Genomic DNA, 14,051 nt, shown 5'->3' with positions numbered 1-14,051 from the left:
TTTTGTTTTTAGCACTCGCTCTTCGTATCCCGGAGCACAGCGTACTCGCATCTCGAAGTGAAACACTCCTGCTCCTTACTTCAGACATAAAAAACCGCTGACTAATCAGCGGCTTTTATAATCTAGATATACTCAAAATAATTGGAGTTGCAGCTAGGCAACAAGTAAGTTCAGCCCTATGAGCATAGATTTACTATGTGATTAGGGTGAACTTACGCAGTTAACAACGCTGCGGCTTCAAGTATGAAGAGTATTTACTTTTTCTTTTTCACTGCTTTCTTATTTGGAAGGTCAGTGATTGAACCTTCGAATACTTCCGCTGCTAGACCCACAGACTCGTGTAGAGTTGGGTGAGCGTGGATAGTCAGTGCGATATCTTCTGCATCACAACCCATTTCGATTGCTAGACCGATTTCACCAAGAAGTTCACCACCGTTAGTACCCACAACCGCACCACCGATCACGCGGTGCGTATCTTTATCGAAGATCATCTTAGTCATGCCGTCAGCACAGTCAGATGCGATAGCACGGCCAGAAGCAGCCCAAGGGAAAGTCGACACTTCGTAGTTAATACCTTCCGCTTTCGCTTCTTTCTCTGTCTTACCTACCCAAGCGACTTCTGGCTCAGTGTAAGCAATTGAAGGGATAACTTTAGGATCGAAGTAGTGCTTCTTACCAGAGATAACCTCTGCCGCTACGTGACCTTCATGCACACCTTTGTGCGCAAGCATTGGTTGACCAACCACGTCACCGATCGCATGGATGTGAGACACGTTAGTACGCATTTGCTTATCTACGTTGATGAAGCCACGCTCATCAACTTCGATGCCCGCTTTTTCAGCATCGATAAGCGCACCGTTTGGCACACGACCGATAGCAACAAGAACCGCATCGTAGCGCTCAGCTTCTGCTGGTGCTTTTTTGCCTTCCATTGAAACGTAGATACCGTCTTCTTTCGCTTCAACCGCGGTCACTTTCGTCTCAAGCATTAGCTTGAACTTGTCTTTGATACGCTTAGTGAAGACTTTAACGATGTCTTTATCTGCCGCTGGAATAACTTGATCGAACATCTCAACCACGTCAACGTTAGAACCTAGAGAGTGGTATACCGTACCCATCTCAAGACCGATGATACCACCGCCCATGATAAGCAATTTTTCTGGTACTTCTTTTAGCTCTAGTGCGTCCGTAGAATCCCAAATACGTGGGTCTTCATGTGGAATGAACGGCAGTTTAATTGGGCGAGAACCCGCTGCAATGATTGCGTTGTCGAAGGTTACTGTTGTTGACTCTTCGCCTTCCACTTGAATCGTGTTCGGACCAGTAAACTTACCAAAACCATTTACAACCGTTACTTTACGCATCTTAGCCATGCCATTAAGGCCGCCAGTCAGTTGATCGACAACCTTCTCTTTCCAGATACGAATTTTGCTGATGTCTGTTTGTGGCTCGCCGAATACAACGCCGTGCTCTGCCATCGCTTTTGCTTCTTCGATAACTTTAGAAACGTGAAGCAGTGCTTTTGATGGAATACAACCAACGTTTAGACATACACCACCAAGCGTGCTGTAACGCTCAACAAGTACGGTTTCTAGACCTAAATCCGCACAACGGAATGCTGCTGAGTAACCAGCAGGACCTGAACCAAGTACAACAACTTGGGCTTTAATTTCTTTGCTCATTGTGACCTCTTGTAGTCATTATCCCTAACAGGCTGAGTAGATGTTCTTAAAATTATTGGACTTTCAAACAGCCAACATTTTACAGAGATGTTAACAGTGTGAAAGTAGCTTTAAGTTAGCCTGTGAGCTAGACAACAATTCCCTTTCGCTTTGTGAGAAATGCAGAAAACTGCTGTCTAAAAATAGTCTTGATATAAAGAATTAAGGTGACTCGAAAGCCACCTTAATTATTACTTTCTAATTACAGTACTAGACGACGAATGTCAGATAGTGCGCTGTTTAGGAAAGTAATGAAGCGTGCACCTTCAGCGCCATCGATCACACGGTGGTCGTATGATAGAGACAGTGGAAGCTGTAGACGTGGTTGGAACTCTTTACCATTCCACACTGGCTTAATTTCAGACTTAGATACCCCTAGGATACCTACTTCTGGTGCATTTACGATTGGCGTAAATGCTGTACCGCCAATACCACCAAGGCTAGAGATTGTGAAACAACCGCCTTGCATGTCTGCCGCTGTTAGCTTACCAGAACGTGCTTTCTTAGACACGGCCATTAGCTCTTCAGATAGCTCGTAAATGCCTTTTTTGTTCACGTCTTTGAAGACAGGAACAACTAGACCGTTTGGTGTATCAACCGCGATACCCACGTTTACGTATTTCTTGAGAATGATGCTTTCACCATCTTCAGAAAGAGAAGAGTTAAACGCTGGGAATGCTTCTAGCGCTTTAGCAACAGCTTTCATGATGAACACAAGTGGAGTGATCTTCATGCCAGTGTCTTTCTTCGCTTCGATTGCGTTCTGTTCTTTACGGAATGCTTCTAGCTCAGTAATGTCTGCGTTATCCCACTGTGTAACGTGAGGGATCATTACCCAGTTACGGTGTAGGTTTGCGCCAGAGATCTTCTTGATCTTAGAAAGTTTCTGAACTTCAGTTTCGCCGAACTTGCTGAAGTCAACTTTTGGCCATGGTAGTAGACCAAGAGCACTGCCGTCGCCGCCTTTGCCAGATGCCGCAGCACCAGACTCAAGACGCTTAAGTGCATCCTTAACGTAAGACTGAACGTCTTCTTTAAGGATGCGGCTCTTACGACCCGTACCTTTAATCTTAGAAAGGTTAACGCCAAATTCACGAGCAAGACGACGAACTACTGGAGAAGCGTGCGCGTAGTCACCGTTCTCTTGGAAGTCGCCAGCTGCTGCTGGAGTCGCTGCAGGTGCTTCTGCTTTAGGAGCAGGTGCCGCCGCTGGAGCTGCTGCTTGTGCAGGTGCTGCAACAGGAGCAGGCGCTGCGCCTTCAACTACGAAAGTCATGATTAGAGAGCCAGTTGACACTTTGTCGCCTGCTGCAATCTTGATCTCTTTTACTGTACCAGCGAATGGTGCAGGAACTTCCATTGAAGCTTTGTCACCTTCAACAGTAATTAGAGATTGCTCTTCTTCTACTGTATCGCCAACCGCTACCATGATTTCAGTAACTTCTACTTCGTCACCACCGATATCAGGAACGTTTACTTCTTTCTCAGCTGATGCTGCTGGAGCCGCTGCAACAGGTGCTACCGCCGCAGGAGCCGGAGCTGCTGCAGGTGCTGAACCACCCACTTCGCCTGTTTCTACAGAGAAAATCATCACTAGAGAACCAGTAGAAACTGAATCACCAGAAGCGATTTTGATTTCTTTAACTATACCAGCGAATGGTGCAGGAACTTCCATTGAAGCCTTGTCGCCTTCAACAGTAAGAAGAGATTGCTCTTCTTCTACTGCGTCACCGATAGCTACCATGATTTCAGTTACTTCAACTTCATCACCGCCGATATCTGGTACGTGAACTTCTTTCAGTTCTGCCGCTGCTGCCGCTACAGGAGCTGCTACTGGAGCTGCCTCTGCTGCTGGAGCAGGTGCAGCTTCAGCTGCACCCTCGGCTTCGAAAATCATGATTAGAGAACCAGTAGAAACTGAATCGCCTTCAGCTACTTTGATTTCTTTAACGATACCTGCTTGAGACGCTGGAACTTCCATAGAAGCTTTGTCGCCTTCAACAGTGATCAGAGACTGTTCTTCTTCAACCTTGTCGCCAACGCTTACAAGAATCTCAGTAACTTCAACCTCATCCGCACCGATGTCAGGTACATTAATTTCGATTGCCATTGCTTATTTACCTTCTAGTTAAGCGCTGTATTAAGCGTATTGTGGGTTTGTTTTTTCAGTGTCGATATCGAATTTAGCAATTGCTTCAACAACTACAGATTTCTCGATATCACCACGTTTAGCCAGTTCAGTTAGAGCTGCAACTACGATGTAGCCAGCGTTAACTTCGAAGTGACGACGTAGGTTTGCACGGCTGTCAGAGCGGCCAAAACCATCAGTACCAAGTACTTTGTAAGACTCGCTTGGCATGTAAGCACGTACTTGCTCAGCGTAGTTCTTCATGTAGTCAGTCACTGCGATTGCAGGTTCTTTACCAAGTACACTTGTGATGTACGGTACTTTCTCTTCAGCTTCTGGGTGAAGCATGTTGTCACGCTCTACCGCTTGGCCGTCACGAGTTAGTTCGTTGAACGATGTTACAGAGAACACGTCAGATGCGATGCCGTACTCTTCGCTTAGAATTACTGCAGCTTTACGCGCTTCGTTCATGATAGTACCAGAGCTCATTAGTTGAACTTTGCCCTTAGGCGCCTGTCCACCTTGAGGAGCGTGAGATTCAAGCTTGTAGATACCCTTACGGATGCCTTCTTCAGCGCCTTCTGGCATTGCTGGCATTGCGTAGTTCTCGTTCATTACTGTTAGGTAGTAGTAAACGTTCTCTTGCTCAGGGCCATACATGCGACGGATACCGTCTTGCATGATTACTGCTAGCTCGTAAGCGAATGTTGGGTCGTAAGAGATACAGTTCGGGATAGTGTTCGCTTGGATGTGCGAGTGACCATCTTCGTGCTGTAGACCTTCACCGTTCAGTGTTGTACGACCAGCTGTAGCACCTAGTAGGAAGCCACGAGCTTGTTGGTCACCTGCTAGCCATGCCATGTCGCCAATACGTTGGAAACCGAACATAGAGTAGTAGATGTAGAACGGGATCATCGGTAGATCGTTGGTGCTGTATGAAGTTGCAGCTGCAACCCATGAAGCCATAGAACCTAGTTCGTTGATACCTTCTTGAAGAACTTGGCCAGATGTTGCTTCTTTGTAGTAAGAAACAATGCCTTTATCTTCTGGTGTGTATTCTTGACCGTGTGGGTTGTAGATACCAACCTGACGGAATAGACCTTCCATACCGAATGTACGCGCTTCATCACAGATGATAGGAACGATGTTCTTACCGATGTTCTTGTCTTTAAGAAGGATGTTTAGCGTACGTACATAAGCCATAGTGGTAGAGATATCACGCTTCTGCTCACCTAGTAGAGGTGCGAATGCGTCTAGCTCAGGAACCTTGAACTCTTGAGTAAACTTAGGAAGACGTGCAGGTGTGTAACCATGTAGAGCGTTACGACGAGCGTGCATGTATTCGTACTCAGGCGTACCTTCTTCCAGTTTCAAGTAAGGAAGTTCAGCGATCTTCTCATCTGAAAGGATGTCTTCTAGGCCTAGGCGATCACGTAGGTGTTGAACATGAGTCATGTCCATTTTCTTAACACCATGTGCAATGTTCTTACCTTCAGCTGCATCACCCATGCCGTAACCTTTGACAGTCTTAGCTAGGATTACCGTTGGCTTACCGTTTGTCTCTTTTGCATTGTTGAATGCCGCAAACAGTTTAGAAGAATCATGGCCACCACGCTTAAGCGCGAAGATTTCGTCATCCGTCATGTCTGCAACTAGTGCAGCTGTTTCTGGGTACTTACCAAAGAAGTGCTCACGTACGTATGCGCCATCTTTAGATTTGAATGTTTGGTAGTCACCATCGATAGTTTCGTTCATTAGTTGAAGAAGCTTACCAGTCGTGTCTTTAGCCAGTAGAGAATCCCAGTTGCTACCCCAGATAACCTTAACAACATTCCAACCTGCGCCTTTGAATAGACCTTCAAGTTCTTGGATGATGCTACCGTTACCCATTACAGGGCCGTCGAGACGCTGTAGGTTACAGTTGATTAGGAAACATAGGTTGTCTAGCTTCTCACGCGCAGCGAAAGAGATAGCACCGCGTGATTCTGGCTCATCCATCTCACCGTCACCTAGGAACGCGTATACGCGTTGCGCTGAAGTTTCTTTCAGGCCACGGCCGTCAAGGTACTTAAGGAAGCGCGCTTGATAGATAGCAGAGATCGGGCCAAGACCCATAGATACGGTTGGGAACTGCCAAAACTCAGGCATCAGTTTCGGGTGCGGGTAAGAAGGGATACCTTTACCATCAACTTCTTGACGGAAGTTATCTAGCTGCTCTTCAGTTAGACGACCTTCAACGAATGCACGCGAGTAGATACCTGGAGAGATGTGGCCTTGGTAGTAAACCAGATCGCCACCGTCTGTCTCGTTTGGAGCACGGAAGAAGTGGTTGAAACATACTTCGTAGAACGCTGCTGCTGACTGGTAAGAAGCCATGTGACCACCAAGGTCTAGGTCTTTCTTAGAAGCACGCAATACGATCATGATTGCGTTCCAGCGAATAATCGAACGAATACGACGCTCAAGAGTTACATCACCAGGGTAAGCTGGCTCTTGTGATGCTGGAATGGTGTTAATGTAGTTTGTGTTGATACCTGTAGCCATATCAACACCATCTAAACGCGCTTTATCTAGAACTTGTTCTAGTAAAAACTGTGCGCGTTCTACACCTTCTTCACGTACTACTGATTCAAGAGCTTCTAACCAATCTTGAGTTTCCAGAGCATCAACGTCATGCTTCATGTCAGACATGGCGGTCTATCCTTTTTGTTAGTTGTATTCTACTAAACACGTAACTAGCCGAAGTATTACGGCTAGTTACCCTGTTGGATTCGACGCAGAGAACGTTCGCGACGTGACTCTTCTTTGGTCAAATCCAGCAATGTTTCTTCGATATAAGCTAAATGAGAGTGTGACATTTCACGCGCCTTCTCAGGCTGACCAGAAACGATCGCATCCACAATGTTAGCTCGATGTATACTCACTTTCTCCACAACGTCTTGACGACGATGCAACAGCTTTAAATTCTCTAAGACATTTTGCTCGAGTAAAGGAGCCAAGCTACGAACAATGTGCAATAACACCACATTGTGCGCTGCCTCTGTTAAAGCAATAAGAAACGCCATCACCGCTGCCGATTCGGCTTCAATATCGCCGTCATCTTGTGCGCTATGAATGGTTTCTTGGCATGCTTGAATTCGAGCAAAGTCTTGATCGGTACCACGCAATGCCGCGAAGTAAGCCGAGATCCCTTCCATCGCATGACGCGACTCCAACAAGTCGAGTTGGGTTTCAGAATGGGACGACAACAAATTAAGTAATGGATCTGAAAAGCTTTTCCAGATATTTTCGCTGACAAATGTACCGCCACCCTGACGACGAGTGAGTAGTTTTTTTGCCTCTAAGCGCTGTATTGCTTCTCGGATTGAAGGACGAGACACATCGAACTGTTTTGCCAGTTCACGCTCTGGTGGCAATTGCTGCCCTGGAGCCAGTGTTCCTTCCACTATCAACCTTTCTAACTCTTGCTCGATAACATCGGAGAGCTTGGGCTGACGAATCCTTTGATAAGCCATAATTCGTTGTTCTTCTTCGCTGACAATTGGTAATACCAATTTTATGTTGCGCAGAAATTAACATAATCAAAACGCGACTGTCCAGTATAAAATTGACCTACATCATAGAACGCAGTGCAAGTTAACCAATAATTAACAAGTGGAGTTTAAAACAGCAACCAATTTGGTATTACCATTTACAGAGGTAATACTTTTGGGGAGGGGTCATGCTAGAAAGTGTCAGGATAAACATCATTTGTTTCAAAAAAATGGGCCTTGGCTTGGTAAAAATCCAACCAAGCGCACATTTAGAATAAAAAATCTGTTCATAAATTTTAACGTTATACAGATTTAAAGCTCAATGATGGATTCGACTTATTGATACGCTAACTTTAACCATTTTATTTACATCGCAACAACACGCTATTACAAGTGTTGAGACACGTCATTTAGCTCAGCGTTGATGACATAAATACCCGACTATAAATCAAGCCATGTCCGCTATTTCAGTTAGCTGTTGGTCGTTGCTCACTGGTTGTGACAATTGGCGGTTGAGGTATTGCATTGACCCCTTGGCACTTGGCACTTAAGCATTGACCCTAGTGACTGTTTGTTTGAATTTGTGCCAATCGAACACTAAGCCCGGATCGGTTTTACGCAGCGGTGCAATGTATTGATGGCCAGTGATGCGTTCGAGGGTTATTTGACAATAGTTAGCTCGCAAGGTGGCGGTTAATTGACCTAGCGCTTGATACTGCTGTTCGGTATAAGCCACAAAGTCACTCCCCTCTAACTCAATACCAATCGAATAGTCATTGCATCCCTCACGCCCTGCAAAGCTCGACTGACCCGCATGCCAAGCTCGGTCAAGAAACGAGACAAACTGCACAACCTCACCATCACGACGAATCAGGCAGTGTGCCGATACGCCCATTTGGTGAATCACCTGAAAAAATGGGTGTTCCGACGGGTTTAGCTTACCCGTAAAAAACTGCTCGATATAAGGTCCACCAAATTGCCCTGGCGGTAAGCTAATATTGTGAACCACCAATAGAGAGATATCATCAACACTAGGCCTTACATCAAAATACGGGGAAGGAACATGCCGAGCGTTGTCGTACCATCCGTTGCAGCTGATCGTCATCTTGGTCTCACTTTCTTTTCTGCTAGCATAATAAGATGTGACCTTGCCCATAGAGCAGTCGCGCTAGCCTCTTTAATTTGCGGTTAACCAAGAGTATCATTCCATTCCCACTCCCTTTCAAGATTAGATTTGCGATGAAAAACACACATAACAGCCACCAACGCCTTGACTACTTAAAAGAGCAACTGCCTCTCGAGATCACTCGTGCAGTAGCCGAGACTATCAAAGAAGATCTAGGTGGCACGTTAGATCCAGCGGCTGATATCACAGCAAGTCTAATCCCAGCAGACGCAATAAACAGCGCAACCATTATTACTCGTGAACACGGTGTTTTCTGTGGTAAAGCTTGGGCTGATGAAGTGTTTAAGCAATTGGGCGGTGAAGTAACAATTGAGTGGAATGTAGAAGATGGCGATAAGGTTGAACCCAACCAAACGCTTTGCACGCTAACTGGCCCAGCACGCGCACTACTAACCGGTGAGCGTAACGCAATGAACTTCATTCAAACGCTATCTGGCTGTGCGACAGCCACCGCAATCTATGCCGATAAGATCAAGCACACCGAATGCCGCCTGTTAGATACCCGTAAAACCATTCCCGGCCTGCGCAGCGCACTAAAATACGCAGTCGCTTGTGGTGGTGGTTTCAACCACCGCATCGGCGTTTTCGATGCCTACCTAATCAAAGAGAACCACATCATTGCTTGTGGTGGTATTGAGAAAGCTATCTCTACGGCAAAAGAGCTTAACCCAGGAAAACCTGTTGAAGTAGAAACAGAGAGCCTAGAAGAGCTAGAGCAAGCAATCAACGCGGGTGCAGACATCATCATGCTAGACAACTTCACCACAGACATGATGCGTGAAGCCGTTAAAATTAACGCGGGTCGCGCTGCACTAGAGAACTCTGGCAACGTGACGCTAGATACGATTGCAGAATTTGCTGAAACGGGTGTGGATTACATCTCTGTCGGTGCATTAACTAAGCACCTAAAAGCAATGGATCTATCAATGAGATTCAAAGCGTAATATACTGAATAACAAACAATTTATCGCTAAAGGCACTGTTAATGACAGTGCCTTTTTTATTGCCTTAATTGTCGGTATTTCAAACAGTTATTTAAGTTGATCGCATAAATTTGCACACGATATGAAACACAACACTAATAAATACAAAACCACTCGCGACCATACCTGAACACCATTCCACTTCCTCATCTCGACTTCTATTCTCTCAATCAACCAGTGTCTGCACTGAAATAAACTAAACAATGGAATTAGACAATGAATAACAAGAACAGAAGAACAAATCAGAAAGGTTTCACCTTAATTGAATTAATGATCGTGGTGGCGATCATTGGAGCATTATCTGCGATAGCCGTTCCAGCATATAAAGACTATGTGTCAAAAAGCCAAGCATCCTCTGCATTAGCGACATTAAAAGCACTAATTACACCAGCTGAATTATTAATCCAAGAAGACGGTAGTATTAGTGGCGGTGTCAGTGCATTAGGTGTTTCATCAGGGTCAAACACATTAGGGACAATCTCAGCTTCAGGAACAACTATATCGTTTTCATTTGTAGAAGGTAGCCTTGATGGTGATAGCATGACTATGACAAGAGATCCGGATACTGGTTGGTCATGTTTGCTGTCAGCCTCAAGCTCAATCCCTTCAATAGAAGGCTGTAACTAACTTGGGACTAACCAACCTCCCAACCGTTCTACGTCAGGCTGATTTACTTAGCCTGACTCAGGAACAAGCCGTGGCAGAACATGTACATGCTTCAGGTGTATCTACACCCGAAGCTTTACTCGTTCTTGATTGCTTCACTAGCGAGAGTCTCGCACATAACATTCAGGCTATCTTCGGTCTGCCATCGGTGCTGCTCGCCAATACTGACTACGAAGCCTTATGCAACCAATTGGGTCTTCGCGAGCTGATCACCAAGTATCACGCAATCCCAGTTTTAGTCTCTAGCTCGATTCTCACCCTCGCTTCTGCTGATCCGACGGATTTACAAGCGGAAGATGATTTCCGATTCGCCACTGGGTTGCAGATAGAACTCGTTGTCGCTAACTATTCTGAATTAGAAGGTGCAATACGAAAGTTGTATGGCCGCTCTATTTCAGGGCAAGACTCTAAGCGTAAAGAGATCACCCAAGACGAACTCGCCAACCTAGTTGAAGTCTCAGACGATGAAATGACTTCAATTGAAGACCTCAGCCAAGACGACTCCCCGGTTAGCCGTTTTATCAACCAGATACTGGTCGATGCGGTACGTAAAGGTGCTTCCGATATCCACTTCGAACCTTATGAAGAACACTACCGTGTGCGACTGCGTTGTGATGGTATTCTTGTTGAAATACAGCAACCTGCCTCCCACTTAAGTCGTCGTTTATCTGCTCGCTTAAAGATTCTCGCCAAACTTGATATTGCCGAACGGCGCTTGCCGCAAGATGGGCGCATTAAGTTACGCTTGAACGACGATCTCGCGATAGATATGCGTGTATCAACACTGCCGACCTTATGGGGCGAGAAGATAGTACTGCGACTGCTTGATAGTAGCGCTGCCAATCTCGATATCGACAAGCTTGGCTACAGTGAAGATCAAAAAGCCCTCTACCTTAATGCCTTGAAACGCCCGCAAGGAATGATCTTAATGACCGGGCCGACTGGAAGCGGAAAAACCGTTTCTCTTTATACTGGACTTCGAGTACTGAATACCACTGAACGTAACATCTCTACAGCCGAAGACCCCGTCGAGATTAACCTGTGTGGTATAAATCAGGTACAAGTGACACCTAAGATCGGTTTTGGGTTCGCTGAAGCGCTGCGATCGTTTTTACGACAAGATCCCGATGTGGTGATGGTGGGTGAGATCCGCGACTTGGAAACTGCAGAGATCGCAATCAAAGCCTCGCAAACCGGACACTTAGTGCTTTCAACGCTGCACACCAACTCCGCCGCAGAAACCGTGACTCGACTCGCTCATATGGGCATTGAACCCTTCAACCTTGCGTCATCATTGAGTTTGATTATTGCCCAACGACTGGCAAGGCGACTGTGTAACCATTGTAAGGTTGTTGATGACTCACCAGAGATCTTTCTGCGTCACTCTATTCCCAACAGCCATACCATCTATAAAGCTCATCCACAAGGATGTAATGAGTGTACTCGTGGCTATTCAGGGCGAGTCGGTATCTACGAAGTGATGCCGTTTACTGAACAACTTAAAAGCAGCTTAATGAGTAAACCGGACGCGCTGGCCATTGAAAATCTCGCCCGTCGCGAAGGGATGCGAACACTGCAAGAGTCTGGTTTAGACAAACTGGTCGAAGGCACCACCAGCTATCAAGAGCTGCAGCGTGTTCTGTACATATAATTCAATGGAGCACCAATGAGCAGTAAGTCCAAGCAGTCCCAACTAAAAAGCTATCATTGGAAAGGCATTAATAGCTCAGGCAAAAAGGTCGCAGGGCAAAGCTTAGCGCTCACCGAGTTGGAAGTGCGTGAAAAACTCAAAGAACAGCATATTCAGATCAAGAAAATCAAAAAGAGAAGCATCTCAACCCTGACCCGCATGACTCATCGAGTCAAAGCCAAAGACATCACCGTATTAACTCGCCAACTTGCCACTATGCTAGGTTCAGGGGTGCCGATCGTACAGGCGATAAAACTGGTCTCCGATAACCACCGTAAAGCCGAAATGAAATCTATCTTGTCGCATATCTGCAAAGGGGTCGAAGCAGGAACGCCAATATCAAAAGCGATGCGAACCGCAAGCCGCCACTTTGATGAGCTTTATACTGACTTAGTGGCGACTGGCGAGTTGTCCGGCAACCTCGCGCAAGTCTTTGAACGCTTAGCCACCTATAGAGAAAAGAGTGAACAGCTAAAAGCCAAAGTGGTGAAAGCGCTGATTTACCCGGCAATGGTGGTCAGCGTCGCACTGCTCGTCTCATACCTAATGCTGACCATGGTCATTCCTGAGTTTGAGTCAATGTTTTCAGGCTTTGCCGCGGATCTGCCTTGGTTTACTCAGCAAGTACTCCACCTTTCCGATTGGATGCAGGCTTACAGCTTTTATACGAGCGTGGGCATCGGATTAATCGCGCTTTTTATTCATCAATTATGCCAACATTCTTATTCGATCCGCCTGTCAGTCAGCCGCTTGGCGCTGCGATTTCCGGTGCTAGGAGGCGTACTGTCAAAGGCCTCTATCGCTAAATTCAGCCGAACCCTATCCACCAGCTTTAGCTCTGGTATTCCGATTTTGATGGGTCTGAAAACCACCGCTAATACTGCGGGTAATCTGCATTATGAATCGGCGATCATCGAGGTTCACCGTGAGACCGCAGCAGGAATGCCGATGTATATCGCGATGCGCAATACCAATGCCTTCCCAGAAATGGTATTGCAGATGGTGATGATTGGCGAAGAGTCAGGCAACCTTGACGACATGCTCAACAGAGTCGCCTCGATTTACGAATTTGAGGTTGATAATACCGTCGACAACTTGGGAAAAATATTAGAGCCATTGATCATCGTATTCTTGGGGACCGTAGTCGGTGGGTTGGTTGTTGCGATGTACTTACCGATCTTTAATCTTATGAGTGTGTTAGGATAGCCAACAGTAATTAAACAGCGATGAGTAATCACCTCTACTCATATTGATTAAGTGGTAAAGGACACTATGGAAGTATTTCACTACTATCCTTGGCTATTCCCCGTATTAGCTTTCATTTTTAGCCTTCTTATCGGCAGCTTCCTCAACGTGGTCATACATCGTCTACCGATCATCATGGAACGCGAGTGGCAACAAGAGTGCGCGGAGTATTTCTCTCAATATAAAATCCCAGCACCTGAAGGTAAATTTAATCTCAGTGTGCCACGCTCAACCTGCCCGAAATGCAAAAGCCAATTGAGGATAGTCGACAACATTCCGCTCTTAAGCTGGCTGTTGTTAAAGGGTAAGTGCCATAGCTGTGCTAACCCGATCAGCATTCGCTACCCTTTGGTTGAGCTGCTTACCGCGATACTTTGCACCCTAGTGGCAAGCCATTTTGGTTTCAGTGATTACTCCATTGCACTGATTTTTTTCACCTTCGCATTGATCACCTTAACCTTTATCGACCTCGATACCATGCTGCTGCCGGATCAAATCACCTTGCCATTAGTGTGGTCTGGTATTGCTTTGGCCCTGTTTAATATCAGCCCAGTATCTCTGCAAGACTCTGTGGTCGGCGCAATGGCTGGCTACCTGGCACTGTGGTCTGTGTACTGGCTGTTCAAACTCCTGACCGGCAAAGAAGGCATGGGCTATGGCGACTTCAAACTGTTGGCTGCTCTTGGTGCATGGCTCGGTTGGCAGCACCTGCCGATGATCATCCTGCTATCGTCGCTGGTTGGTTTGGTATTTGGCTTGATCCAACTGCGTTTAAAACAGCAAGGCATAGATAAGGCCTTTCCGTTTGGCCCCTACCTTGCCATTGCAGGTTGGGTGAGCCTGATGTGGGGCAACGACATCATGGGCTGGTATTTCACTTCAGTATTGGGGAATTAATC

General features: G+C 46.1%; 10 protein-coding genes. 5 read left to right on the top strand and 5 right to left on the bottom strand.

The genetic code is table 11. The annotated features are described in order from the left end of the window. Nucleotides 1-254: 254 nt before the first annotated feature. From lpdA to ampD, 5 genes are all read right to left on the bottom strand, one after another. On the bottom strand, nucleotides 255-1,682 hold the full coding sequence (gene lpdA, locus Q1A70_RS03240) for a dihydrolipoyl dehydrogenase (RefSeq protein ID WP_299686912.1): 1,428 nt from the start codon (nucleotides 1,680-1,682) through the stop codon (nucleotides 255-257). Nucleotides 1,683-1,923: 241 nt separating this feature from the next. Continuing rightward, complete coding sequence (gene aceF, locus Q1A70_RS03235; protein WP_299686914.1) at nucleotides 1,924-3,831, bottom strand: pyruvate dehydrogenase complex dihydrolipoyllysine-residue acetyltransferase; 1,908 nt, start codon at nucleotides 3,829-3,831, stop codon at nucleotides 1,924-1,926. Between the two features lie 30 nt (nucleotides 3,832-3,861). Then, nucleotides 3,862-6,540 carry a pyruvate dehydrogenase (acetyl-transferring), homodimeric type gene (gene aceE, locus Q1A70_RS03230; RefSeq protein WP_299686916.1) on the bottom strand — a complete coding sequence of 893 codons (2,679 nt, stop codon included), beginning with the start codon at nucleotides 6,538-6,540 and terminating at the stop codon, nucleotides 3,862-3,864. 62 nt (nucleotides 6,541-6,602) lie between these two features. Beyond that, a complete protein-coding gene (pdhR, locus tag Q1A70_RS03225) occupies nucleotides 6,603-7,364 on the bottom strand; it encodes a pyruvate dehydrogenase complex transcriptional repressor PdhR (RefSeq protein ID WP_299686918.1) in 762 nt (253 codons plus the stop codon). A 565-nt stretch (nucleotides 7,365-7,929) separates the two neighbouring features. Then, a complete protein-coding gene (gene ampD, locus Q1A70_RS03220) occupies nucleotides 7,930-8,538 on the bottom strand; it encodes a 1,6-anhydro-N-acetylmuramyl-L-alanine amidase AmpD (protein WP_299686920.1) in 609 nt (202 codons plus the stop codon). An 83-nt stretch (nucleotides 8,539-8,621) separates the two neighbouring features. Between ampD and nadC the strand changes: the two genes are divergently transcribed. The 5 genes from nadC (at nucleotide 8,622) to Q1A70_RS03195 (ending at nucleotide 14,049) form a co-directional block, all read left to right on the top strand. Beyond that, nucleotides 8,622-9,512 carry a carboxylating nicotinate-nucleotide diphosphorylase gene (gene nadC / locus Q1A70_RS03215; RefSeq protein ID WP_004738163.1) on the top strand — a complete coding sequence of 297 codons (891 nt, stop codon included), beginning with the start codon at nucleotides 8,622-8,624 and terminating at the stop codon, nucleotides 9,510-9,512. A gap of 255 nt (nucleotides 9,513-9,767) precedes the next feature. After that, a complete protein-coding gene (locus tag Q1A70_RS03210; RefSeq protein WP_299686923.1) occupies nucleotides 9,768-10,178 on the top strand; it encodes a prepilin-type N-terminal cleavage/methylation domain-containing protein in 411 nt (136 codons plus the stop codon). Between the two features lies 1 nt (nucleotide 10,179). Then, the gene (pilB, locus tag Q1A70_RS03205; RefSeq protein ID WP_299686925.1) at nucleotides 10,180-11,868 is read left to right on the top strand and encodes a type IV-A pilus assembly ATPase PilB; all 1,689 of its coding nucleotides are present in this window, start codon (nucleotides 10,180-10,182) and stop codon (nucleotides 11,866-11,868) included. Nucleotides 11,869-11,883: 15 nt separating this feature from the next. After that, nucleotides 11,884-13,113, top strand: coding sequence for a type II secretion system F family protein (locus Q1A70_RS03200; protein WP_299686927.1), 1,230 nt, complete (start codon nucleotides 11,884-11,886; stop codon nucleotides 13,111-13,113). A gap of 66 nt (nucleotides 13,114-13,179) precedes the next feature. Continuing rightward, on the top strand, nucleotides 13,180-14,049 hold the full coding sequence (locus Q1A70_RS03195) for an A24 family peptidase (RefSeq protein ID WP_299686929.1): 870 nt from the start codon (nucleotides 13,180-13,182) through the stop codon (nucleotides 14,047-14,049). The last annotated feature ends 2 nt before the right edge of the window (nucleotides 14,050-14,051 follow it).

The organism is uncultured Vibrio sp., from assembly GCF_947488985.1.
Taxonomy (GTDB): Bacteria; Pseudomonadota; Gammaproteobacteria; order Enterobacterales; family Vibrionaceae; genus Vibrio.
Note: the sequence above shows the minus strand (reverse complement) of the source record. Positions and strands in the feature narration are given on the sequence as shown.

Coding starts and splice junctions, on each gene's coding strand:
- Q1A70_RS03200 (WP_299686927.1), top strand. CDS start 11,884: ATGAGCAGTAAGTCCAAGCAGTCCCAACTAAAAAGCTATCATTGGAAA.
- aceF (WP_299686914.1), bottom strand. CDS start 3,831: ATGGCAATCGAAATTAATGTACCTGACATCGGTGCGGATGAGGTTGAA.
- lpdA (WP_299686912.1), bottom strand. CDS start 1,682: ATGAGCAAAGAAATTAAAGCCCAAGTTGTTGTACTTGGTTCAGGTCCT.
- aceE (WP_299686916.1), bottom strand. CDS start 6,540: ATGTCTGACATGAAGCATGACGTTGATGCTCTGGAAACTCAAGATTGG.
- Q1A70_RS03210 (WP_299686923.1), top strand. CDS start 9,768: ATGAATAACAAGAACAGAAGAACAAATCAGAAAGGTTTCACCTTAATT.
- ampD (WP_299686920.1), bottom strand. CDS start 8,538: ATGGGCAAGGTCACATCTTATTATGCTAGCAGAAAAGAAAGTGAGACC.
- Q1A70_RS03195 (WP_299686929.1), top strand. CDS start 13,180: ATGGAAGTATTTCACTACTATCCTTGGCTATTCCCCGTATTAGCTTTC.
- pdhR (WP_299686918.1), bottom strand. CDS start 7,364: ATGGCTTATCAAAGGATTCGTCAGCCCAAGCTCTCCGATGTTATCGAG.
- nadC (WP_004738163.1), top strand. CDS start 8,622: ATGAAAAACACACATAACAGCCACCAACGCCTTGACTACTTAAAAGAG.